The sequence below is a fragment of the Sinorhizobium garamanticum genome (genome assembly GCF_029892065.1).
Classification (GTDB): Bacteria; Pseudomonadota; Alphaproteobacteria; order Rhizobiales; family Rhizobiaceae; genus Sinorhizobium; species Sinorhizobium garamanticum.
The window spans coordinates 366,129-387,961 of record NZ_CP120373.1; the positions used below are offsets into that span (position 1 = coordinate 366,129).

Sequence of the window (21,833 nt, forward strand, 5' to 3'; positions counted from 1 at the left end):
GATAGCACCCAATGCCTGGCATCGACGAAGGCCGCCCCTTCATTCCCGTCGGTATTGCCGTGCTCACGGTTTCCGACACACGCACACGCGCCGACGACAGGTCAGGCGACACGCTTGAGGCGCGCATACGCGAGGCCGGCCATCGGCTCGAAGCACGAGAGATCGTCACGGACGACCGGCAGAAGATCTACGATCAAGTGAAGGCTTGGACACTGGACGATGCGATCGACGTGGTCATTACCACCGGAGGTACCGGCTTCACCGGCCGTGACGTGACGCCCGAGGCGCTTGAGCCGCTGTTCGAAAAGCGCATGGACGGCTTTTCCGAAGTGTTCCATCGGATCTCCTACGAGAAGATCGGCACGTCGACGATCCAGTCGCGAGCCACCGGCGGCGTTGCCAATGCGACGTTCATCTTCGTCCTGCCCGGATCGCCGGGCGCCTGCAAGGATGCCTGGGACGGCATCCTGAAGCAGCAGCTCGACTATCGGCACATGCCCTGCAATTTCGTGGAAATCATGCCGCGGCTGGACGAGCACCTCAAACGCGGCTAACGGCTTCCGTCCGGAATTGCGTTCTCAAGATGCTCGACAGCAAGCTTCCCTTGAGATTTTTCCTCGTTCGCCTGCGGGTTGTTGTTCCCAACGAAACAGCCAGCTTCGATCAACCCCGGTAGATTTGTTATGTCAGCCGGCGTTGGGGTGGCCGATCATCCATCTCAAGCGCAGCGAAGACAAATCTTCCGACGACACGGGCGGGGGAAGAGCAGGATGCATACGACGTGCCGTCCTCTCTCTGGATTGCATGGCAAGCCATTTTCGCGAGCAAGGTCATTTGAGAGCCGCTTCGGGGGGTGCCGCGGACAAGACAGGCACCCCATTCTTGCTATCGGTACCTACAGCGCCGCGCGTCTTGTCAGACGCGCAAAGGCTATTCCGCAGCAAGCCGATTGCCGGTCGCCACCCACGCAGGAACCAGTTCGGTTGCAAGTTTGCGCACGGCACGAACATTGACCATGTCGCTCAGCCGCATGTTTGCGCGGGCGACGGCGATCGCATCACGCTTCGGCATCAGGAAGCCTGTCTCAAGGGGATGCGCCCTGCGCGAGAGGCGACTTAACAGCGGGCGCCGATGCATTCGTGAGGGAGAGAACCGCGCCGGATTTCTGTTGAGCGACACATATTCAAGAAGCTCGTCCACCCATCTTCCGGTCGGCCGTGCGCCCGGCTCCAGAAGCATCAACCATTCGCCGCGTGCCGAACGGACAATGTCGCCCAAGTCCCAATCGACGCAGAAACGGCAGCCGGCGGCATCCGCGACCCGCAACGAACCGTCCTTCGACCCGTGATCAAGAATGATGACGTCGCTGACGAGGCCCTCCACGGCGCCGGCAACAAGCACCGACAGCGTCTGTACGAGTTCGGCCTCGTTGTCGCGTGTTTCCATGATGATCGTCAGCATAGTCGTTCCTACCGCATTGCACTCGCAAATGCTACAGCCATCGGGCGCCGCCTGCTTCGGCTCTCCAGTGCGACCCCTCTTCGTTCTAATCTTAAGATTTGTTCTTGCTTTGTTCTGTTTTCTGCGATAGGAAAATAATCAGGACGAAACGGAGCCCCGTCTGTTTCCGAGGAGATATCGATGACCGAGCTGTCTCAATTGAGGCAGGGTGCCTTCGCGCCCGCCAACACCGCGGACATGGCCGAAGCAATGATCAAGGGAACGGGCCTGAGGATCGACATCGATCGCCGGCGCGGCCGCGGCGCCGGCCTCAACATGTCCGGCCGCTTCGAGCCACAATCGCGCGAGGTCTTCGACGACGGTTGGGAGAGCATCGAGGAACTGCCGCCTTTCAAGACGGAGGTCCAGGTTGAGAAGCCGCGGGCGGTTATCACGCGCAACGAGTCTCCGGACATCGGTTTCGACCGCTCGATCAATCCTTACCGCGGTTGCGAGCACGGCTGCATCTACTGTTTCGCGCGCCCGACCCATGCCTATATGGGCCTCTCGGCGGGCCTCGATTTCGAGTCCAAACTTTTCGCGAAGCCGGACGCCCCGCGTTTGCTGGAACGGGAGTTCGCAAGGCCCGACTACAAGGTCCGCCCGATCGCTATCGGCACCAATACCGACCCCTATCAGCCAATCGAGAAGGAATGGCGGATCATGCGCCAGATTCTCGAAGTATTGAAGGCGGCAAACCATCCGGTGATGATCGTCACCAAATCGGCAATGGTGACACGCGACATCGATCTGCTTGCCCCGATGGCGGAAATGGGTCTCGCGCGGGTCGGCATTTCGATAACCACGCTCGATCGAAAACTGGCGCGCACGATGGAGCCGCGGGCATCAACGCCGACAAAGCGGCTTGAGGCGATCCGTGCCATTTCGGATGCCGGTATCCCCACCGGTGTTCTGGTTTCACCGATTGTTCCGGCGCTGAACGACCACGAGATCGAACGCGTGCTCGATTCGGCAAAGACGGCGGGCGCGTCGGAAGCGAGCTACGTGCTGTTGCGGCTGCCGCTCGAGGTGAGCCCGCTCTTTCGCGATTGGCTGCTGCGGAATTATCCGGACCGCTACCGCCACGTCATGTCGCTGATCCGCTCCATGCGTGGCGGCAAGGACTATGACGCCGAGTTCGGCAAGCGCATGAAAGGGGCCGGCCCCTATGCCTGGCAGATCGGCCGGCGCTTCGAACTTGCTGCCAAGCGGCTGGGGCTCAACCTGACGCGCCGGCAATTGCGGAATGATGTCTTCGTGCCGCCGCTCGGAATGGGAGTCCAACTGTCACTGCTTTAGGATTTGGGGACCCACTGAGAATTCCCGCCAAATAGATGCCGATCTCCTCCGCGACAGGAGTTCGATAGCATCGTTCATGCAAAATTTCGGTTCCGGCGCCCTCCCCTGCCTCGTGATGGCGCTGGTTTTCCTCCCGGTCACCGCCGCACTCGTACCGGGGGGCTTGAAGGGAATCGGGCGAATATGCGAGGGTCCCCATATGTCTCGCAAATCGCCCGATTCCCAACTTTTTCCCATCGAGCTGCCCGTCCCCGATTTCAGCTTCGAGCTTGCCGCCCGCCGAGATGGCTTTTGGCCTGTCGCCGGCGCGGACGAGGCGGGACGCGGTCCATTGGCCGGTCCGGTCGTTGCTGCCGCGGTCATCCTCGATCCGGACGCCATTCCGGATGGTCTCAACGACAGCAAGCTCTTGAGTCCCGAGCAGCGCGAAGCACTGTTTGAGCAAATTCTTGCGACCGCGACGGTCTCGATCGCCTCGTCTTCGGCGACTCGTATCGACTGCACTGATATCCTTAAGGCGAGCCTCGACGCGATGCGGCGGGCCGTCGATGGTCTTTCCACGACCGCGCGTTTTGTGCTCGTCGACGGCCGTGATGTTCCGCCGGGACTTTCCTGCCACGCCAAAGCGATCGTCAAAGGCGATTCCCGATCGATGTCGATCGCCGCTGCATCGATCGTCGCCAAGGTGACGCGCGATCGCATGATGGCGCGCGCCGACATCACGTTCCCGGCCTATGGCTTTGCCCTTCATGCCGGCTATGCCACCGAGATGCATCGAAACGCCATCGACAACCACGGCCCCTGCTCGCTGCATCGAATGAGTTTCCGTCCCTTTCGCCAGGTTTGATGCCGCTTATTCGGCCCGCCAGCGGCAGGCAGGTGCCAAGTTGGTAGCGCGTAGACGGCCCGGGAACGCGCGGCCGCTATGCCACGCTAGAACACCGATAGAGCCGACAAAAGCTCGATCACTGATACAGCCAACAAAAAAGCCCCGCCGAGGCGGGGCTCTCTTCGAATTCACAGACTGCCGTCTCAGTTCAGCCGAGACTTGACCTCGCCGAGCGCCTTCTGGAACAGCGTATCCTGCGCACCGGCATCGGTCTTGGCCGACAAGACCTTCTCTGCGGCGCTGATCGCCAGATCGACGGCTGCGGAGCGGACCGCATTGATCGCGTCGCTTTCAGCCTGCTTGATCTTCTGTTCGGAAAGTGCCGTGCGGCGCGCGACATATTCCTCGGTCTTCTGCTTGGCTTCCGCCGTCAGCATTTCCGCTTCCCGCTGCGCGGCGGCAACAATGCTGGCGGCCTCGGCCTCGGCGTCCTTCCGCTTGCGCTGGTACTCCGCGACCAGGCTCTGGGCCTCTTCGCGCAGGCGCTTGGCTTCCGCCAGTTCGTTGCCGATCTTGTCGGCACGTGCGTCGAGCGCCTTGGCGATCATGCCCGGAACCTTGAGATAGGCGATAAGGGCAAAAAAGAGGATCAGGCCGACAAGGGCGTAGAAAGTCGCATCAAGAGCCATCGTTCATTGTTCCTCAGTTGCCTGCCGATGCCTTGACGGCGGCAGCGATCTCGGCCTTGGTCACGGTTCCACCAATCAGTTGCTTGACGACGGCGTCTGCCGTTTCCTCGGCGATAGCGCCGACATCGGCGAGCGCCTTGGACTTGATGTCGGCAATGCGCGTTTCGGCGGCGGTGATCTTCTTGGCCAGATCGGCCTCGACCGCGGTGCGGTCGGCGGTTGCCTTCGCCTTGGCAGCTTCGCGGGCGGTGTCGGCGATCGAATGCCCCTTGGCCCTGGCGCTTGCCAGTTCCTGCTCGTAGGACGCGATGGCAGCGTCGGCTTCGCCCTTCAGGCGGGACGCTTCATCCAGATCCTGAGCGATCCGGTCATGGCGCGTCTCGAGAATGCTGCCAATACGCGGAATGATGACCTTCGACATCAACAGATAGAAGAGGCCGAACGTGATCGCAAGCCAGAGCAACTGCGATGCGAAATGGGTCGAATCAAAAGGCGGAAACACGCCCGTGCCGTGTTCGCCTTCGGGGGCCACACCCGTTTCGGTGTGCACCTCGCCGGCCGCAGCGGGTTCGTGTGCTTCGCCTTCAGTGGTGGTTGACTGGGCATAAGCCGCGGTCACAAACATGCTCACCTCCAGGTGCACTCAAGAATATGCGCGGCCGCGGCCCCTGAGCGAGGCCGCGGCCAAAACTTCGATCCGTATTAGACGGCGAAGAGGAGGAGCAGGGCTACGAGCAGCGAGAAGATGCCCAGAGCTTCCGTAACGGCGAAGCCGAATACGAGGCGGCCGAACTGGCCGTCAGCAGCCGAGGGGTTGCGCAGCGCGCCGGACAGGTAGCTGCCAAAGATGTTGCCGAGGCCGAGAGCCGTGCCGGCCATACCAAGGCATGCAAGACCTGCACCGATGAACTTTGCTGCTTCCGCTTCCATGATTGAACTCCTTCGAAATGGTGTTGCGGCTAGGATTTGTGCCTCCGCCGGAGGACCCGGGCGGAAGCCAGCGACTGTTATTCCTTAGTGGCTTCCCGGATGGACGGCGTCGTTGAGGTACATGCAGGTCAGCACCGCAAAGACATAGGCCTGAAGGAAGCAAACGAGGAACTCAAGACCGGTAATGGCGACGGTCATGATGAGAGGCAGGATCGCACCGCCGATGCCGAGCGCGCCAAGGGCGCTCAACGAGGTGACGAAGCCCGCGAAAACCTTCAGCGTGATGTGGCCGGCCAGCATGTTGGCGAACAGACGGACCGAAAGGCTGATGGGACGGGAAAGGAACGAGATGATTTCGATCGCAACGACCAGCGGCAGCAAAACCCCCGGCACTCCGTGCGGCACGAACAGTTTCAAAAAGCCCAGACCGTGCTTGTAGAAACCATAGAGAATGACGGTACCGATGACGAACACCGCCAGAGCGAAGGTGACGATAATCTGGCTGGTCACCGTGAAGAAATACGGAAACATGCCGAGCAGGTTTGCCGTCAGGATGAACATGAACAACGAGAACACCATCGGGAAGAATTTCATCCCGTGGCTGCCCGCCCCTTCACGAAGCATCGACGCGATGAACTCGTAGGACATTTCCGAAACCGACTGCAGGCGCGTCGGGATCAGCCCGCGCTGCGACGTGGTCAGATAAAGAAAGCCGGCGGCCACGCCGACGGTCGCGGCCATGAACAGCGACGCATTGGTGAAGGAAAAGTCAATTCCGCCAATTTCGATCGGGACAATCTTGTTGACCAGGAACTGGTGGGTCGGATCGTTTGACACCGCGCTTCTCTTTCATTTTGCCCGCCCGCAAGCGGAAACCGTGTTCTTTCAGGCGGCGCCTCAGGCGCCATCCCCGTCCTTCTTGTCATTTCCAGGGCCGCGTTTGCCCGATTCCGGTGTCGCCACCATTCCGGCCGACCGCAGCACATTCAAGACGCCGGCACAGAACCCGAGAAGCAGCAAGACGATCATGCCCCACGGCCCTGTACCCGCAAAATGGTCCAAAAGATAGCCCAGAAACGCCCCGACAACGATCGCGGCGATGAACTCGCTCGAGAGCTTCATCGCCGCCGCGTAACCTTGCCGGCTTTCCGCGGCGCGCGTCTCGACGTCGTCCGACTTGTCCGTCCGCTTGGACGCGATGTCGTCGCCAAGGCGCTTCAGCCGCGCTTCCAGACTTTCTTCCGGCTTCTCCGTCACATGGCTCCCCTTTGCAGTCCCCACGCGGTCTTAACGCGATCTCGGTCATACAAACGGCCGGTGCTCAAGCCACGCTTCGGCCCCATTTGAAGTCGCGCGCAACATAGTTTTAGGCACCCGCATAGTCAAGGCATGGGCGCCCCTTCGACGTGGACAATATTTCCTCGTTATTTCAGGTATTTAGCCATAATTTTGGCAAGCTGCGGCAAAGCGGCAACGGGAATCGGCGGCGACCGAACGGTCTTAGCTGGCCGTTCGGCGCCAAGTCATCCGGCGGAATCGAGGCTGTCGATCAGCTCCAGCCGCCGCCATAGGTGCGATAGAAGATGTGCAAGCCGATCTTGCCGACCCGCTTCATGGTTTTCGCCCAGGCCGGCTTCACATAGGTCGCGTGATAATGCGTGGCCGATCCCACTTCCGGCAACCAGATCCTGCCGGCGCTGACGGCCAGCGCGACTTCCTTGGCGGTCTTCCAGTGTGAGCGCGAGTAGATAAGGTCGCGGATCATGTCGCAGGCGAAGGAAAACTGGCAGCGGTTGCGCCAGGCCTTGTTCTGATAGACGACGCCGCAAATTGTCTTCGGGTAAGTCGGATTGCGGACACGATTGAGAATGACCTGGGCCACCGCAGCCTGGCCTTTCACGGACTCGCTGCGGGCCTCGAAGTAAATCCCTTCGGCGAGGCAGGTCTGCTCGTCCTTGCTGAAGACCGTGCCGGGCAAGGCCGTTGCCGCCCAGGCATGGTCGTCGGGCGCGATTTCCGGAATGAAGCGGCCCGCGTTCTTGTCTTCCCTGAGGATCGAATCGAAGGGCGACTCACGCGCATAGTCCGGCTCGGGCCGGACATAGGCGGTCGCAAGAATATCGGCCTTGTCGTTGGTAATCAGCTTTGCGAGCATCGGCGAGACGCCGGGATCGGCCTTCGGTGGCTTCTTTCGGTAGAAGGCCGTGGCGATCTCGATCTCCTTCCCCTTGATGCGCGGTTTGGCGAAAATCATCTTCTCGGCCCCGTCGAAGTCCGGTTCCATCAGCGAGCTCGTACGCTGGAGGATCGAACCGGCGGTAAAGTCCTTCGGCGGCGTCACAGGGGTGACAGCAACGATCCGCCCCTTCTTCAGCTTGCGGGTCACGCGGTCTTCGTCGGGCGTTGCGCCCTTGTGCTTGGTTTCCGCGGTCAGCGCCACATGGCTGCCATCGGGCATGGTGACGCCAGCACCGCCATCCAGGGCACCGGTGGTGATCGGGTCGGCGAACACCATCTCTACCTCGTGCAGCGAACCCGCAGGCGATTGCGTCAGATACATCCGCCAGCGCTCGCCGCCGCGGTTGATGCCCGAGAGGAACGTCGCCAGGTCGGAATAGGCGACCGTTGAAGGGAAGCTCAGGAAAATGGCAATGCCGATCATCGCGGGCGCAGCCCAGGCCGGCAAAGACATAGGAGACTTGCAATGCAACTTCTGGCTCTTACGCACCAACCGGCTCCACGCAATACTTACTTGGGCACGCCTTCTCACAAGCCGGCGAAGGGCCAGCCCTGAGATTCCGTGCAGGAAGCTAAGATTTGGAAGCGGTCGGACAGCGCGCCGGAACCGCTTCGTTCGAGCCTAGAAAATGAAGCATTAACCTTGATGTTTGGTTAATGCAGCGCGCTAGAGCCCTTCAGGGCTAAATGGAAACAGTTCTGTTGGCTCAAACGGAGTCGGATGGTCGACCGGCCGGCGCGCGGCGTAGCCAAAGCATACGGCCAAGCCGGCCGGCCGATCAGGCGGCCCGTTTCAGCCAACCCGAAGGGCCGGGCATCTTTCCGCCAGGCTCAGAGGCGATCGGCTCGGACGTACATCCGGGTACGCCCCTTCGCCGATCGCCTCTGCCCTGACGAAAACCTGCTCCGGCAGAACTGCTTCCATTTAACCCTGAAGGGCTCTACAGCGCCGCGTCTTTTCAGACGCGCAAGATCGCTGTTGCAATTTGAATGGCTGTTTGTCCCTCAATCGGCTCCGCAATAGAACCGGCGACGCTTTCGTTGGAACGCGGTCGTCTCGCAGACAGTTCAGATGATCACGTGCGAGCCGAGCTCGACCACCCTGTTGGTCGGCAGACGGAAATAGTCCGACGGATCGATCGCCGCGGTGGCGAGCGCAATGAACAGGCGATCCTGCCAATGCGGCATGCCGGACTGGGCGTCGGGCACAAGCTTGCGGCGGCCGAGGTAGAACGACGTCGACATGATGTCGAACTTCAGCCCCGACTTGCGGAAAAGTCCCAGCGCCTGGGAGACGTTCTGGGTCTCCATGAAGCCGAACTTCATCTCGAGCAACGTGAAGCGTTCGGACAGAGGCTTCACGCTGACGCGCTCCTCCTTCGGCACTTTCGGTGTATTGGCTGTACGGATTGTCAGGATGAAGTTCTGCATGTGCAGCACGTGATTGTGCTTGATGTTGTGCAGGAGGGCCGCAGGCGTCGACTCCGGATCGCTTGTCAAGAAAATCGCCGTGCCAGGTACGGCCACCGGCGCATGCTCGCTCTTGCGTTCGATCGACTTGATGAAGCTCGCCAGCGGAATATCGATATGCCGCGTCTTGGCATGCAGCAGTTCCGTGCCGCGCTTCCACGTCCACATGACTATGATGAAGGTTGCCGCAATCAATATCGGCACGTAGCCGCCATCATGGATCTTCAGCATGTTGGCGCCGAGGAAGACAAATTCCAGCGCGAACAGCGGCAGCAGCGCGCCGGCCGCCCACCAGGTCGACCAGTTCCAGCGGGCACGCAGGAACTCGAAGGCCAGGATGGTGGTCACGACCATGGCGCCGGTGACGGAAATGCCATAGGCGGTCGCCAAGGCCTCGGAGGAGCCGAACACGAAGACAAGAGCCATGACGCCGAACATCAGCAGCGTGTTGACATTCGGCAGATAGATCTGGCCGGTATGGGTCTCGGATGTGTGAAAGATCGCCATGCGCGGCAGGAAGCCAAGGTGGATTGCCTGACGCGTCAGCGAGAATGCACCGGTGATCACGGCCTGGCTGGCGATGATCGTCGCCGCCGTCGCCAGGATGACGGCCGGAAGCAGCGCCCATTTCGGAAACATCAGGAAGAAGGGATCGGACATCGCTTCCGGGTTCTTCAGCACGAACGCACCCTGACCGAGATAGTTCAAGGTGAGTGCCGGGAAGACGATGGTGAACCACGCCCATTGGATCGGCCGCCGGCCGAAGTGGCCGAGGTCGGCATAAAGCGCCTCAGCCCCGGTCACCGTCAGAAAGACCGCACCCAATACGATGATGCCGACAAAGCCCTCGTTGAGCATGAATGTGGCGGCGTAGAACGGATTGAACGCAGCAAAGATCGACCGATCGTCGGCGATGTGCATCAGGCCGACCGCGCCCATCACCAGAAACCAGACAAGGGTGATCGGTCCGAAGAAATTCGAAACCGCAGCCGTACCTTTCGACTGTACGGCGAAGAGCAGCACCAAGATAACTACGGCGATTGGAACGACATAATCCGTCAGGTCCGGCGTCACCAGTTTCAGCCCCTCAACCGCCGAGAGCACGGACAGCGCCGGCGTGATCATCGCATCACCGATAAAAAGCGCGGCGCCGGCGATCCCCATAAAGAAGAGGATCGCCGTGTGTCCGTTGGCGGTCTTCATCAAAAGAGCAAGCAAGGAGAGCGTGCCGCCCTCCCCCTGGTTGTCGGCCCGCAGCAGAAACAACACGTACTTGATCGTAACGATGATCGTCAGCGCCCAGATCATTAACGAGATCAACCCGATGATCTCGACGTCCGTGACGCCGTCATGCGAAACGGGCCGCAGCGCCTCACGGAACGCATAAAGAGGACTGGTGCCGATATCGCCGTAGACAACGCCGATCGATCCGAGCCCGAGGACGAGCAGGCGGCGCGTATTTTCGGACCCGTGTACGGCAGGGGCAGACAATTGAGACATACGTGTCCAACAGGCTCTTAAAGCCAGCCTTTCCAACGGAAGAAAAAGAAGGGTATCACGGCCGAAATCACCATGGCCGCCAGCGCCCACGGATAGCCGAGCTGCCATTCAAGCTCCGGCATCACGCGGAAATTCATGCCATAAATGGAAGCGACGAGGGTCGGCGGCAAGAGGACTACGGACGCGATCGAGAAGATCTTGATGATCGCATTCTGCTCGACATTGATAAGGCCAAGCGAGGCATCCAGCAGAAAGGTGATGTTTCCCGAGATAAACGCCGCGTGCTCGGAGAGCGATTGGATGTCCCGAGATATCGTGCGGCAGAGTTCGCGGCTGTCCTTGTCTTCCTGCACGACGGGAACGGTGTAGACGAAGGTCAAGAGCCTTGAAAGCGAGGCGAGGCTGTCACGCGTTTTTGCGACGAGCCTGTGGTGTCCCGCGACATCGCGCAGCCGTGCCTCGAGCAAATGCGGTGGCCGGCGTCTGGCTGCCGCCTTCTCGCCGAAAACCTCGATCGACAGGCCATCTATCTTGTCCACGGCCTGCTCGAGGATCTCAGCCGTCCGGTCGGCGATCGTCTCGAGCAGCCGGGTGAGAAGCACGGCGCCGTTGCGGCAGCCTCCGGGAATTCGATGCATACCGGCTTTGAACAACCCGAACGCCCTGGGCTCCGCGTAACGGATCGTCACCAAGCGGCCGCCCGAAAGAATGAAGCCGACATCGGTGAGGCCGGGGATTTCCGTATCGCTGCGATAGACCAATGACGCCGTCATGAACACCGCGTCGTTCTCGGTATAGAGGCGGCTTGACGGCTCGATATCCTTCAGGTCGTCCCGCGTCGGTATGGAGATCCCCAGCAATTCCTCCATCATCAGATCTTCCGCCTTGCTCGGCTCGACGAGATCGATCCAGACGATATCGGGCCGCAGGGACGCCGGCGGCTCTGCCGCCGACAAGGCAACGGCGTCACCGTTCATACAGTATCCCGTGATCATGCCGCTGCCCTTTTCATGCGGCCGACAAAAACAACCCACGAGGCTCTGAAGCGATCAACCGCCACACGATTTCCATAATGCAGATTCATCAGATGAAGCGTCCGCCCTGCACGACAAATCCTCAATCGTTTGTCGCGGGAGCCCATAGTCTCCGGCGAGAGGCGCTGAGCCGATCACCCTTCGCAGGGGCGGCAAGCCATATGGCGCAACACGCACGCAAAATCAATGGCCCTTTGTGCATGCCTGTCCCCGCAGGATTTCATTGCGGCGCAAACTAGCCTGCTCGGACGACCGACGCAAATCTATTCGAAGACGATATCGGGCATCGTTCTGCTCTTGCTCTGGCGAGCCGCTGAAACCTGCTCCCAGACCTTTGCTGCGATATTCCGGTAGATGCGCGCGACCTCGCCCTCGGGTTCGGAAACCACGACGGGCGTTCCCGCGTCGGAGGTTTCGCGAATGCCCATGGTCAAAGGTACCTCGCCGAGGAACGGTACACCGATGCGCTCGGCCTCCTTGCGCGCGCCACCATGACCAAAGATGTCGTAACGATTGCCCGTGTCGGGGGCCACGAAATAGCTCATGTTCTCGACGATGCCGAGAACAGGGACTTCGACCTTTCGGAACATCGTGAGGCCCTTGCGCGCATCGACGAGTGCGAGGTCCTGCGGCGTCGAGACGATGACGGCGCCGGCCAGCGGCACCTGCTGGGCCATGGTCAGTTGAGCGTCACCCGTGCCGGGCGGCATGTCCACGACGAGAATGTCGAGGTCGCCCCAGGCCACCTCGCGCAGCATCTGCAGCAGGGCCGACTGGATCATCGGACCACGCCATATCATGGCAACTTCCTCGTCGACGAGGAATCCCATCGACATGACTGTCAGCCCGTAGTTTTCCATCGGGCGAATGAGCCGCCCTTCGATCTGTTGCGGCCGGCCGCTGATTCCCAAAAGGCGCGGCATGGAGGGGCCGTAGATATCGGCGTCAAGCAGACCGACCTTCAAGCCATTTGCCTGCAGTGCAAGCGCCAGGTTCACCGATGTCGTCGATTTGCCGACACCGCCCTTGCCGGAAGCAACGGCGATAATGGCGCCGACGCCGGGAATACCAGCCTTTGCCGGAGCGCCGCCGGCCGGACGCTGAGCGTGCCCGCGGGCCGCGGGTGGGGCCCGTCGCGGTGTCTGGACCGGCGCTGCCTGCGGTGCCGCCTTGCGATCCGCCGTCAGCGCGACCATTGCCGCCTTGACGCCGGGTATTTCGCGCACGACCTTCTCCGCCGCGGCGCGCATCGGTTCAAGCTCCTTCGCCCGATCGGCCGGCACTGTGATCGAAAAATAGGCCTTGCCGTCGGAAATGAAGACATCAGAGACAAGGCCGAGGTCGACGATATTGCCCTCCATGTCCGGGCCGCGCACGTTCCGCAGCTTTTCAAGAACCGTTTCCCTGGTTACGTCCGGCATGCCGCCCTCTTCACCTGTCTTCGTTGCTACAGCGCCGCACGTCTCTTCAGACGCGCAAAGGACGCGGTAGCCCTTTGAATTGCTGCATGTTTTTATCCTTAAATCGCCTACGATTTAAGGAAACATGCAGTGGATAATTTATCCCCAAATCTGACCCGATTTAAGGAATTATGCAGTACATAATTGAGGCGGAGCGGTTCGCCAATGCGACAGATAGGAAAAACAGGGCCGCCAGCCGATCGTCGTGTCCGTACATCCGGGATCACAAACGACGGGCGGCGGCCCTGCTTCCTCGCAACCTTCGTGGGCGCTGTTTTATTGTAGTCCCCTCTGGACACGACAACATCTATGCACGATGCGTGCCAGATTCGTGCCTTGCTGGAAAAATCCATTCATTTCAATTAGATGAGACTTATGCACATCAGGAATGCAGGCAACAGTGGCTGCACTATTTCTGAGCAAGCATACTATTTTCGCACAAAGGCGAGGCGCGCAGACAGCAAACTCTGCACGCGTGCGGCAGGCACGCTGCTAGCCGCAACGCGGCCCAGAGTCTGCCGCATGTTTCCTTAAATTGTACCCGATAAAAAAATGCCGGCGATCAGCTGATGTAGCCCTTCTTCATCGCCTTCACGACCGCCTGCGTGCGGTTTACCGCGTCAAGCTTCTTGGTAACGTGATTGAGATAGTGATTGACGGTGTGCTCGGAGAGACCAAGGATACCGGCGATTTCGGCGCTGGTCTTGCCGGCGGCCGTCCAGCTCAGGCACTGGATTTCGCGCTCGGACAGGGTGGTATTGGTATTCTTCCAGACGGCGCCGATCTCCGCCAATCGATTGTAGACGTGGATCGCGATCATCTGCAGTTCCATCGCCGCCGTCATCGGCAGATCCGCTTCCGGCCCCATGAGAATGATTGCACCGCGACCGCCTTCGGCGTCGTGGACCGGGAAGTAATTTGCCTGGAAAAGGCCGTTCTCGCGCAACATGGCGATGTAATCTGCAGCCGACACCGGCTTGCCACCCTCGTTTTCCCAGTCTTCGAGCGTGATCTGGAACGGCGTCGTGGTCTCCCTCAAGCGACGCACGCCCGTGCTGAAGCGCAGCATCGACAGGCTGTCGTACTTGTTGAGGAGCTCGGCCGGCATGTTGGATATGACGGTCGTTGCCGCCAGCCTCTCCACCTCGATCGCGGGAATCGAACAGATGAGAAAGACCTTGAAACCGAAGAGCTGCGTGACCCGCCGCATGTAGCGGATGATATCGAACTGGGTCTCAAGCCTTGCGATTTCAGACGCGAAATCACCGCCCCGGGGCAGATCGGTGTCAGTCATCCCGGCCGTCATCGTATCTTGCATTCGCATGTTCCATGGCATTCATCAAATATCAGATAGCCCGAGCCGTCGACCAATGCCAACAGATGATCGACGTTCGGCGCTATTCATGCGCAAAAGGCTGTGTATTTCCCCCGTTTTGCGAGCCGCATGTTCCCTCCGGCCCCTCCGAAAAAACGAAATTCAGTTGATCAGCCCTGCGCGCATGGCCTTGGCAACGGTCTGAACACGATTGACGGAATCCAATTTGCGCGTCGCGCGATTGAGATAATGGTTCACCGTGTATTCGGAAAGCGCCATGATTCTCGCCATCTCCATCGTCGTCTTGCCTGCGGCAGCCCAGCGCAGGCACTCGATCTCACGACGGGAAAGGCTGCCGGGCCCCCGCCTGTCGCGTCCTCGCACCTCGCTCAGCCCGCTGTAAAGCAAACCCGCCCAAAGATTGAGCGCCTGCATCTCGTCGTTGGACACAAGCTCTCTACTGCCACCAAAGGCGACGGCGGCACGGCGGCCCGATGCGTCATGAACCGGTAAATAGAGACCACGCGGCAGGCCGGCCGCTTCGAAGACGCAAACCGCGGCATCACCCTTGCCGTCGAGCCGCCTGCGCGCAAGCTGATGTGCATCGTAGGTGAAGGGAATCGTGCTTCGGCGCAGTCGCTGGATGACTGGGCTACCATCGATCAGACGAGCGCTGTCGTAGCGCCTGAGGAACTCCGACGGCCAGGTCGTCATCAGCGCCTGCGCGGCCAGGCTGTGGCATCCGGCATCCGGGATCGACAAAACCAGGAATCCGCGAAAGCCGTAGGCGTCGGATATCTGACCAAGAACCCGCTTGATATCGTCCTCGTTGCCCAGCGCGCCCGCGACTGAGCGCCCATCCGGGAGAATCAATGAGGATATTCCTGCGCTGAAATCTGTCACCCGCTCGTCTCCCACATCCCGCGCCCGATCGAGCGAGGCCGCATTCGCCATGATAAAACTACGTCAAAACTTCCGCCAAAAACCAGACTTCGCTTCAGATACTTGCAACCGGCCGTAGCGGCGTGCCTGATATATCGCAAGCTAGTGATCTCGAAACACCTCGTCCAGTCGAAGTTCCTAATTTACCGTAAAGCGGCGTTAACGTCCATTGCGCCCGGGGCCGAGGCGCATTCGGACCTCCTCCTCGATCTTTCCAGCTGTCCCCCGTACGACCTCCGCCCAGGCCGCCAACTGCGCCATGTTGACACGATAGGCAGGCCCGGTGACGGATACGCCAGCAACCAGATCGTGTTCTGGAACGAAGATCGGCGCTGCGACGCAACAGATTTCCGCCTCGTGCTCCTCCCGGTCAAATGCGTGTCCATCACGGCGAATTTCATCGATTTCGGCAAGCAGTCCGGCCGCGGAGCGATGCGTATGGGCCGTGAACGGGTGGAATTTCATTTTTGTGGCAATGCGCATCAATTCCGGCTGCGACAGCGATGACAGCGCGGCCTTGCCGATGCCTGTGCAATAGGCCGGCGATGCCTTGCCGATCTGCGAGCTCATCCGCACCGTCTGCCGGCTCTCAACCTTGTCGACATAGATGATCTCCGTCTCCTGCAGGACACCAAGGTGAACCGTCTCGCCGGTTAGTTCGTGCAAACGCAACAGGTGCGGTTCGGCGATGTCACGGAAGCGGTTGCCGGACCAGGAACGATAGGCGAGCTTCAACAGGCGCAGGCCCGGCTCGTAAGACAGGTCACGGCCCTGAATGAGCAGGCCTTCCTCGACCAGGTGGCTGAGCAGCCGATGTACAGTGCCGCGCGGCTGCCCGATGGCTTGAACGATATCCGTGAAGCGTTGGGGGCTCCCGGCCGTCACCACCGCCTCGAGAACCGCCATGGCCTTGCCGAGCGTACCGGTTCCGGCGATTTCAATCTCTGCGTCGGTCGTCTTGGTTTCGTTCATATTCATCGGGCTTCGATCAGCGGCGTCGTGCCTTGACAGGATAAAAGCAATGGCGCGATAATTCCAGATAATAAAACACTGTTCCACATAATGGAACCATCTCAGTACCAGCATAGAGGAAGCCATGCCATTGCCGAGCGGTCAGTTTCCCGACCTGCAAAACAAGGGTGTGCTCATAACCGGCGGTGGGTCGGGCATAGGCGCCGCCCTGGTGGAAGCTTTCTTGCGGCAAGGTGCGCGTGTGGCCTTCATCGACATCGCAGCGGAAGAGAGCCTTGCGCTTTGCGAGAAGCTGGCGGCAGAAACGGGACGAAAGCCGCAATTCATTTCTGCCGATCTCAGAGAGATCCCGAGCTTGAAAGCGGCCGTCGATACCGCTGCCGGCACACTCGGCTCGATCCACGTGCTCGTCAACAATGCCGCCCGTGACGACCGGCAGCAACTGGAAGCGGTCACGGAAGAGAGCTGGGACGAAAGCCTGTCCGTCAATCTCAGGCACCTCTTCTTCATGTGCCAGGCAGTGGCGCCCCACATGCGGTGCGCCGGCGGCGGGTCGATTATCAACTTCTCGTCCATCGCCTTTATGCTCAACATGCCGGACGTACCCGCCTATGCGACGGCGAAAGCCGGCATCGTCGGGCTAACCAAGTCGCTCGCCGGCAAACTCGGGCCGGACAATATTCGCGTCAACGCGATCCTGCCCGGCATGATCGTCACCGAACGGCAGAAGCGGCTGTGGCTGGACGATGACGCGATTGCACGGATGCAGGAGAGACAGTGCCTGAAACGCATGTTGATCGCCGACGACCTCGCGGGGCCTTGCCTCTACCTGGCTTCGGACTGTTCGGCAGCGATGACGGCCCAGACCATGATCATCGATGGAGGGGTATTTTGATGACGGCAGGCTATTACGCCGCGGTCGACTGGGGAACCACGAGTTTCCGGCTGTGGCTCATCGGGGAAGATGGCGCCGTCCTTGCGGAACGCCGCAGTGCTGAAGGCATGACAACGGCGGCGAAGGTCGGGTTCCACGCGGTTCTCGACGCCCATCTCGCCGCGACGGATGCTCCCGGCCATCTCCCGATTATCATTTGCGGCATGGCCGGTGCCCGCCAGGGTTGGAAGGAGGCCGGTTATCTCGATACACCGGCCGCCCTCACCGCGATTGCCAGCAACGCTATCTCCGTCCCGGACGTCGACCGCGATATCCGGATACTTCCAGGTCTCGCCCAGCGCGACATACGCCATCCGGATGTGATGCGTGGCGAGGAAACCCAGCTTCTCGGCGCCGCCGGTACGCTCGGCGCAGGGCGGCACCTCGTATGCATGCCGGGTACGCACAGCAAATGGGTGCGGCTCAACGGCGAGACGGTCGAGGGCTTTTCCACCTTCATGACCGGCGAACTCTTCGATGTCGTCTCGCGTCACTCAATTCTCAGCCATGCGGTGTCGGACGGAGGCGTCTTCGCCGGCAATGATCCGGCGTTTGTCGAAGCTGTATCAGAGGCAGCCCGGAATCCGGCTCTTGCCACGAACCTGCTTTTTTCAATCCGGGCGGGACAGCTTCTCCACGGGACCAGCGCCACTGATGCCAAGGCACGGCTCTCCGGCACCCTGATCGGCATCGAGATCGCCGGTGCCCTTGCAACAGCAGGATCGATCGACGGAATTTGCCTTGTGGCATCAGGCCCGCTCGGGGCGCTCTATCGTGCGGCCCTGGAAAGCGAGGGCCTCAAAATTCAGCATGTCGACGCCGACGACGCGGTGCGGGCCGGCCTCTCCGCCGCCGCCTGTGCGATCTGGCCCCTTTGACGGAAAGAAAGAAGATGAACCGCATCCCCCTCCCGCCGATGAAATATCCGCTGATTGCCATCCTACGCGGGCTCAAACCCGCCGAAACGGAAGGCGTCGTCGGCGCGCTGATCGAAACAGGCTTCACTGCCATTGAAATCCCGCTCAACTCGCCCGACCCGTTTCGCTCCATCGAAATCGCCGTGAAGATGGCGCCGACCGGCTGCCTGATCGGTGCAGGAACTGTGCTGACGACGGAGCAGGTGGAACAACTCGCCGACGTCGGCGGGCGGCTGATGGTGAGCCCCAATGTCGAACCAACGGTGATCAAGCTTGCCGCGGCGAAAGGCATGGTCACGATGCCGGGCGTGTTCACGCCGACCGAGGCTCTGGCCGCCGCCGGCGCGGGCGCGACCGGTCTCAAGTTCTTCCCTGCGAGCGTACTCGGCCCCTCGGGCATTGCGGCGATCCGCACCGTTCTTCCAACCGATGTCGAGATCGCAGCCGTCGGCGGTGTGTCGGAGAGCAACTTCGCAGACTATGCCAAGATCGGCATTCGCAGCTTCGGCCTCGGTTCGAGCCTTTACAGGCCCGGCATGAGCGCCGCGGAGGTGGAACAACGGGCGAAAGCGACGCTCGAAGCCTATGACACTGTTTATGGAGGCCAGTGATGACAGATCCCGTTCCCTTCTCCGGCCGCGTTCTCTGCGACCTCGGTTCCGAGCTCGGCGAAGGTCCGACCTTCGATCCCGGCAGCGGCACCGCATGGTGGTTCAATATCACGGGCCAGGAACTGCACGAGCTGCATGTCGAAAGCGGACGAAAGACGGTCCACGCCCTGCCCTTTCTCGGCAGCGTGCTTGCTGTCATCGACCCCGCCCGGCAGTTGATCGCGTCGGACCAGGGGCTTTTCCTTCGCGATACGGGAAGCGGCAAGCTCTCCCTTTTCGCCACGCTTGAGGACAAACCGGTCAACCGCTCCAACGACGGTCGCGTTCATCCATCCGGCGCGCTCTGGATCGGCACGATGGGACGGAAAGCCGAAAGGCATTCGGGTTCGATCTACCATGTCGCCGGCGACCGCGTCACCAAGCTCTACAGCAACATCAGCATTCCAAACGCAATTTGTTTCTCACCCGATGGCGCCACGGCGTATTTCGCCGATACGGTCGTCAACCGTCTGATGCGCGTCGATATTGATCCCGCCACTGCTCTTCCGACCGGAGACGCCGTTGTTCTTTCCGACGAGAGCACTTCGCCCGGCGGCCTCGACGGCTCGGTCTGCGATGCCGACGGGCTGATCTGGAACGCTCGCTGGGGCGCGAGCTCCATCGACGTCTACAAGCCGGACGGCCAAAAGATCGCCCGCTACGCCGTGCCCGCGACGCAACCAAGCTGCCCCGCTTTCATCGGCGCGAAGGCTGACCGGCTGCTCGTAACTACGGCCTGGCAGGGGATGGACGAGACCGCGCGGGCGGCCGATCCCGATGCCGGAAAGACTTTCGAGCTCGGCATCGAGGTCAAGGGCCGTTTCGAGCCGGCGTTTCTGCTCTGACCCCATAACAAGTGCTGGTATCGGGCCGCCAAAAAGTCATACAATTTAGCCATGCGATGAATCGCCATGGAAAGGGAGGGCTCGGATGAGCGAAAAGAAAAAGGAACTGAGGAGCCGCCATTGGTATGGCGGGACGCACAAGGACGGCTTCATTCACCGGTCCTGGATGAAAAACCAGGGGTTCCCGGATCATGTTTTCGACGGTCGACCGATCATCGGCATCTGCAACACCTGGTCCGAGCTCACCCCCTGCAACAGCCACCTGCGCGTTTTGGCCGAAGGCGTCAAACGCGGCGTCTGGGAGGCCGGCGGTTTTCCGGTCGAGTTCCCGGTTTCCTCGCTCGGCGAGACGCAGATGCGCCCAACGGCCATGCTTTTCCGCAACCTCCTGGCGATGGACGTAGAAGAGGCGATCCGCGCCCACGGGATCGACGGTGTGGTGCTGCTCGGCGGCTGTGACAAGACGACCCCGGGCCAGTTGATGGGCGCCGCCTCCGTCGACCTGCCGACGATCGTCGTTTCCTCCGGGCCGATGCTGAACGGCAAATGGAAGGGCAAGGACATCGGCTCGGGCACGGATGTCTGGAAATTCTCGGAAGCCGTGCGGGCCGGCGAGATGAGCCTGCAGGAATTCATGGCTGCGGAAAGCGGCATGTCACGTTCACCCGGGGTCTGCATGACGATGGGCACCGCAACCACGATGGCGTCGATCGTGGAAGCGATGGGCCTTTCGCTTCCCACCAACGCAGCCCTTCCTGCCGTCGACGCGCGCCGCATGGCGCTCGCACACATGACCGGCAAGCGGATCGTCGGGATGGTGCACGAGGACCTTCGACTGTCGAAGATCCTGACGAAGAAGAACTTCGAGAACGGCATCATCGCAAACGCCGCCGTCGGCGGATCGACCAATGCTGTCGTGCACATGCTCGCGATTGCCGGACGCGCCGGGGTCGACCTCTGTCTTGAAGACTTCGATCGCGTCGGCGGCCAGGTCCCCTGCATCGTCAATTGCATGCCGTCGGGCAAATATCTCATCGAGGATCTCGCCTATGCGGGCGGCCTGCCGGCGGTCATGAACCGCATCCAGCACCTGCTCCATGCCGACGCGCCGACGGTTTTCGGCGTGCCGATCAGCAAATATTGGGAAGGTGCCGAGGTCTACAATGACGACGTCATCCGTCCGCTCGACAACCCGCTGCGCGCCGCCGCCGGCATTCGCGTGCTGAAAGGCAATCTCGCCCCGAACGGCGCGGTCATAAAGCCATCGGCTGCGAGCGAGCATCTGCTCGCGCACGAAGGTCCGGCTTACGTCTTCGAGACGATCGAGGACCTCAAGGCCAAGATCGACGATCCGGACCTGCCTGTAACCGAGGATACGATCCTCGTTCTCAAGGGCTGCGGCCCGAAAGGCTATCCCGGTATGGCGGAAGTCGGCAACATGCCGATCCCGCGCCGGCTCGTCGAAAAGGGCGTTCGCGACATGGTGCGCGTTTCGGATGCGCGCATGTCGGGCACCGCCTTCGGCACCGTGGTCCTGCACGTCAGCCCGGAAGCGAATGCCGGCGGTCCACTTGCGATCGTCAAGACCGGCGACCGCATTCGTCTCGATGCCTTGAAGGGCGAGTTGAACCTCCTGATCGGCGAGGAGGAGTTCGCGGCCCGCATGGCCGCCTGGCAGCCGCCGGAGCAGAAATGGCAGCGCGGCTATTACAAGCTTTATCACGAGACCGTACTGCAGGCCGACAAGGGTGCCGACCTCGACTTCCTCGTCGGCAAGAGCGGTAGCGACGTGCAGCGCGAAAGCCACTAATGCATGTCGCCCAAAAGTGCGCAGCGGTTTTGGGACTACGACATGCACAAAAACAAGGACCTAAAGCGCGTTGCATGAATTCGATTGAACGCGACGCGCTTTAGGACGTCGTCAGCGCTGCCATTTGAACCGATCTGTCATGGGGCACTAAGATCCCGGATGAACATCCATTCGGGATCTTTCATGCGAATTCGTCGCTCTCTCGAAGTATTCCTCACAGGCGATCCGAGAAGTCCTGGTCGCCGGCCTAGATTTAGCTACACCTAAATGAAGAAACAACTTCGTTAGCCGACTTTGCGAGACACGGCTACCAACCGATTGATCCTGTCAAGACAAAGCATCCAAGGGTAGAATCTTCACCACTGCATCGGGCGGAAGACTTGCATTTTTTACGGAACAGATTTCGCTGCCGGACGTTGCTTAAGCATCACCAGCGCGGTGGGGCAGGCCGCTCGCCAACGCCGCGGGGTGATCGACAACGTCAACGAAAGGCAGTCTG

Annotated in this window: 21 protein-coding genes; 8 read left to right on the forward strand and 13 right to left on the reverse strand. The window is 60.7% G+C overall.

Annotated features, from left to right (window positions below):
- Nucleotides 1-11 precede the first annotated feature (11 nt).
- Nucleotides 12-554, forward strand: a complete 543-nt coding sequence (gene moaB, locus PZN02_RS01795) for a molybdenum cofactor biosynthesis protein B (protein ID WP_225105319.1) — start codon at nucleotides 12-14, stop codon at nucleotides 552-554.
- 376 nt (nucleotides 555-930) lie between these two features.
- Here moaB and PZN02_RS01800 read toward each other — a convergent pair whose 3' ends face one another.
- Complete coding sequence (locus tag PZN02_RS01800) at nucleotides 931-1,461, reverse strand: glycosyltransferase family protein (protein WP_280659938.1); 531 nt, start codon at nucleotides 1,459-1,461, stop codon at nucleotides 931-933.
- A 180-nt stretch (nucleotides 1,462-1,641) separates the two neighbouring features.
- On the opposite strand from PZN02_RS01800, the gene PZN02_RS01805 reads away from it, so the two are divergent.
- Together PZN02_RS01805 and PZN02_RS01810 are read left to right on the forward strand one after the other, a co-directional pair.
- The gene (locus tag PZN02_RS01805; protein ID WP_280659939.1) at nucleotides 1,642-2,799 is read left to right on the forward strand and encodes a PA0069 family radical SAM protein; all 1,158 of its coding nucleotides are present in this window, start codon (nucleotides 1,642-1,644) and stop codon (nucleotides 2,797-2,799) included.
- 199 nt (nucleotides 2,800-2,998) lie between these two features.
- The gene (locus PZN02_RS01810) at nucleotides 2,999-3,646 is read left to right on the forward strand and encodes a ribonuclease HII (RefSeq protein WP_280659940.1); all 648 of its coding nucleotides are present in this window, start codon (nucleotides 2,999-3,001) and stop codon (nucleotides 3,644-3,646) included.
- 185 nt (nucleotides 3,647-3,831) lie between these two features.
- Here the strand turns inward: PZN02_RS01810 and PZN02_RS01815 are convergent, their stop codons facing one another.
- The 12 genes from PZN02_RS01815 to PZN02_RS01870 all read right to left on the reverse strand — a co-directional run bounded on the left by PZN02_RS01815 (nucleotide 3,832) and on the right by PZN02_RS01870 (nucleotide 16,184).
- Nucleotides 3,832-4,317 carry a F0F1 ATP synthase subunit B gene (locus tag PZN02_RS01815; protein WP_280659941.1) on the reverse strand — a complete coding sequence of 162 codons (486 nt, stop codon included), beginning with the start codon at nucleotides 4,315-4,317 and terminating at the stop codon, nucleotides 3,832-3,834.
- A 13-nt stretch (nucleotides 4,318-4,330) separates the two neighbouring features.
- On the reverse strand, nucleotides 4,331-4,942 hold the full coding sequence (locus tag PZN02_RS01820) for a F0F1 ATP synthase subunit B (RefSeq protein ID WP_280659942.1): 612 nt from the start codon (nucleotides 4,940-4,942) through the stop codon (nucleotides 4,331-4,333).
- Between the two features lie 77 nt (nucleotides 4,943-5,019).
- Nucleotides 5,020-5,247, reverse strand: a complete 228-nt coding sequence (locus tag PZN02_RS01825) for a F0F1 ATP synthase subunit C (protein WP_012707029.1) — start codon at nucleotides 5,245-5,247, stop codon at nucleotides 5,020-5,022.
- An 84-nt stretch (nucleotides 5,248-5,331) separates the two neighbouring features.
- Entirely contained in the window at nucleotides 5,332-6,084 is a 753-nt protein-coding gene (locus PZN02_RS01830) for a F0F1 ATP synthase subunit A (protein ID WP_280659943.1), read from the reverse strand.
- A 60-nt stretch (nucleotides 6,085-6,144) separates the two neighbouring features.
- The gene (locus PZN02_RS01835) at nucleotides 6,145-6,504 is read right to left on the reverse strand and encodes an AtpZ/AtpI family protein (protein ID WP_280659944.1); all 360 of its coding nucleotides are present in this window, start codon (nucleotides 6,502-6,504) and stop codon (nucleotides 6,145-6,147) included.
- 292 nt (nucleotides 6,505-6,796) lie between these two features.
- Nucleotides 6,797-7,939, reverse strand: a complete 1,143-nt coding sequence (locus PZN02_RS01840) for a cell wall hydrolase (RefSeq protein WP_280659945.1) — start codon at nucleotides 7,937-7,939, stop codon at nucleotides 6,797-6,799.
- Between the two features lie 614 nt (nucleotides 7,940-8,553).
- Nucleotides 8,554-10,455, reverse strand: coding sequence for a potassium transporter Kup (locus PZN02_RS01845; protein ID WP_280659946.1), 1,902 nt, complete (start codon nucleotides 10,453-10,455; stop codon nucleotides 8,554-8,556).
- Nucleotides 10,456-10,472: 17 nt separating this feature from the next.
- Nucleotides 10,473-11,450 (reverse strand): magnesium transporter CorA family protein, encoded by a 978-nt coding sequence (locus PZN02_RS01850; RefSeq protein WP_280659947.1) that lies wholly within the window; start codon nucleotides 11,448-11,450, stop codon nucleotides 10,473-10,475.
- A 302-nt stretch (nucleotides 11,451-11,752) separates the two neighbouring features.
- Entirely contained in the window at nucleotides 11,753-12,910 is a 1,158-nt protein-coding gene (apbC, locus tag PZN02_RS01855) for an iron-sulfur cluster carrier protein ApbC (RefSeq protein ID WP_280659948.1), read from the reverse strand.
- 601 nt (nucleotides 12,911-13,511) lie between these two features.
- Nucleotides 13,512-14,285, reverse strand: a complete 774-nt coding sequence (locus PZN02_RS01860; RefSeq protein WP_425336262.1) for a LuxR family transcriptional regulator — start codon at nucleotides 14,283-14,285, stop codon at nucleotides 13,512-13,514.
- A gap of 141 nt (nucleotides 14,286-14,426) precedes the next feature.
- A complete protein-coding gene (locus PZN02_RS01865) occupies nucleotides 14,427-15,167 on the reverse strand; it encodes a helix-turn-helix transcriptional regulator (protein ID WP_280659949.1) in 741 nt (246 codons plus the stop codon).
- A 198-nt stretch (nucleotides 15,168-15,365) separates the two neighbouring features.
- Nucleotides 15,366-16,184, reverse strand: a complete 819-nt coding sequence (locus PZN02_RS01870; protein ID WP_280659950.1) for an IclR family transcriptional regulator — start codon at nucleotides 16,182-16,184, stop codon at nucleotides 15,366-15,368.
- 118 nt (nucleotides 16,185-16,302) lie between these two features.
- Between PZN02_RS01870 and PZN02_RS01875 the strand changes: the two genes are divergently transcribed.
- The 5 genes from PZN02_RS01875 (at nucleotide 16,303) to PZN02_RS01895 (ending at nucleotide 21,334) form a co-directional block, all read left to right on the forward strand.
- Nucleotides 16,303-17,073, forward strand: a complete 771-nt coding sequence (locus tag PZN02_RS01875) for an SDR family NAD(P)-dependent oxidoreductase (protein WP_280659951.1) — start codon at nucleotides 16,303-16,305, stop codon at nucleotides 17,071-17,073.
- Nucleotides 17,073-17,990 (forward strand): 2-dehydro-3-deoxygalactonokinase, encoded by a 918-nt coding sequence (locus PZN02_RS01880; protein ID WP_280659952.1) that lies wholly within the window; start codon nucleotides 17,073-17,075, stop codon nucleotides 17,988-17,990. Before PZN02_RS01875 ends, PZN02_RS01880 begins: the two co-directional genes overlap by 1 nt.
- Before the next feature lie 14 nt (nucleotides 17,991-18,004).
- Complete coding sequence (locus PZN02_RS01885; protein WP_280659953.1) at nucleotides 18,005-18,640, forward strand: 2-dehydro-3-deoxy-6-phosphogalactonate aldolase; 636 nt, start codon at nucleotides 18,005-18,007, stop codon at nucleotides 18,638-18,640.
- A complete protein-coding gene (locus PZN02_RS01890) occupies nucleotides 18,640-19,524 on the forward strand; it encodes an SMP-30/gluconolactonase/LRE family protein (RefSeq protein WP_280659954.1) in 885 nt (294 codons plus the stop codon). Before PZN02_RS01885 ends, PZN02_RS01890 begins: the two co-directional genes overlap by 1 nt.
- Before the next feature lie 85 nt (nucleotides 19,525-19,609).
- Entirely contained in the window at nucleotides 19,610-21,334 is a 1,725-nt protein-coding gene (locus PZN02_RS01895) for an IlvD/Edd family dehydratase (RefSeq protein WP_280659955.1), read from the forward strand.
- The last annotated feature ends 499 nt before the right edge of the window (nucleotides 21,335-21,833 follow it).

Bases quoted from the DNA above. Each gene is read 5' to 3' on its own strand.
- moaB (WP_225105319.1), top strand. From the start codon at position 12: ATGCCTGGCATCGACGAAGGCCGCCCCTTCATTCCCGTCGGTATTGCC.
- PZN02_RS01800 (WP_280659938.1), bottom strand. From the start codon at position 1,461: ATGCTGACGATCATCATGGAAACACGCGACAACGAGGCCGAACTCGTA.
- PZN02_RS01805 (WP_280659939.1), top strand. From the start codon at position 1,642: ATGACCGAGCTGTCTCAATTGAGGCAGGGTGCCTTCGCGCCCGCCAAC.
- PZN02_RS01810 (WP_280659940.1), top strand. From the start codon at position 2,999: ATGTCTCGCAAATCGCCCGATTCCCAACTTTTTCCCATCGAGCTGCCC.
- PZN02_RS01815 (WP_280659941.1), bottom strand. From the start codon at position 4,317: ATGGCTCTTGATGCGACTTTCTACGCCCTTGTCGGCCTGATCCTCTTT.
- PZN02_RS01820 (WP_280659942.1), bottom strand. From the start codon at position 4,942: ATGTTTGTGACCGCGGCTTATGCCCAGTCAACCACCACTGAAGGCGAA.
- PZN02_RS01825 (WP_012707029.1), bottom strand. From the start codon at position 5,247: ATGGAAGCGGAAGCAGCAAAGTTCATCGGTGCAGGTCTTGCATGCCTT.
- PZN02_RS01840 (WP_280659945.1), bottom strand. From the start codon at position 7,939: ATGTCTTTGCCGGCCTGGGCTGCGCCCGCGATGATCGGCATTGCCATT.
- PZN02_RS01845 (WP_280659946.1), bottom strand. From the start codon at position 10,455: ATGTCTCAATTGTCTGCCCCTGCCGTACACGGGTCCGAAAATACGCGC.
- PZN02_RS01850 (WP_280659947.1), bottom strand. From the start codon at position 11,450: ATGATCACGGGATACTGTATGAACGGTGACGCCGTTGCCTTGTCGGCG.
- apbC (WP_280659948.1), bottom strand. From the start codon at position 12,910: ATGCCGGACGTAACCAGGGAAACGGTTCTTGAAAAGCTGCGGAACGTG.
- PZN02_RS01860 (WP_425336262.1), bottom strand. From the start codon at position 14,285: ATGCCATGGAACATGCGAATGCAAGATACGATGACGGCCGGGATGACT.
- PZN02_RS01870 (WP_280659950.1), bottom strand. From the start codon at position 16,184: ATGAATATGAACGAAACCAAGACGACCGACGCAGAGATTGAAATCGCC.
- PZN02_RS01875 (WP_280659951.1), top strand. From the start codon at position 16,303: ATGCCATTGCCGAGCGGTCAGTTTCCCGACCTGCAAAACAAGGGTGTG.
- PZN02_RS01880 (WP_280659952.1), top strand. From the start codon at position 17,073: ATGACGGCAGGCTATTACGCCGCGGTCGACTGGGGAACCACGAGTTTC.
- PZN02_RS01885 (WP_280659953.1), top strand. From the start codon at position 18,005: ATGAACCGCATCCCCCTCCCGCCGATGAAATATCCGCTGATTGCCATC.
- PZN02_RS01890 (WP_280659954.1), top strand. From the start codon at position 18,640: ATGACAGATCCCGTTCCCTTCTCCGGCCGCGTTCTCTGCGACCTCGGT.
- PZN02_RS01895 (WP_280659955.1), top strand. From the start codon at position 19,610: ATGAGCGAAAAGAAAAAGGAACTGAGGAGCCGCCATTGGTATGGCGGG.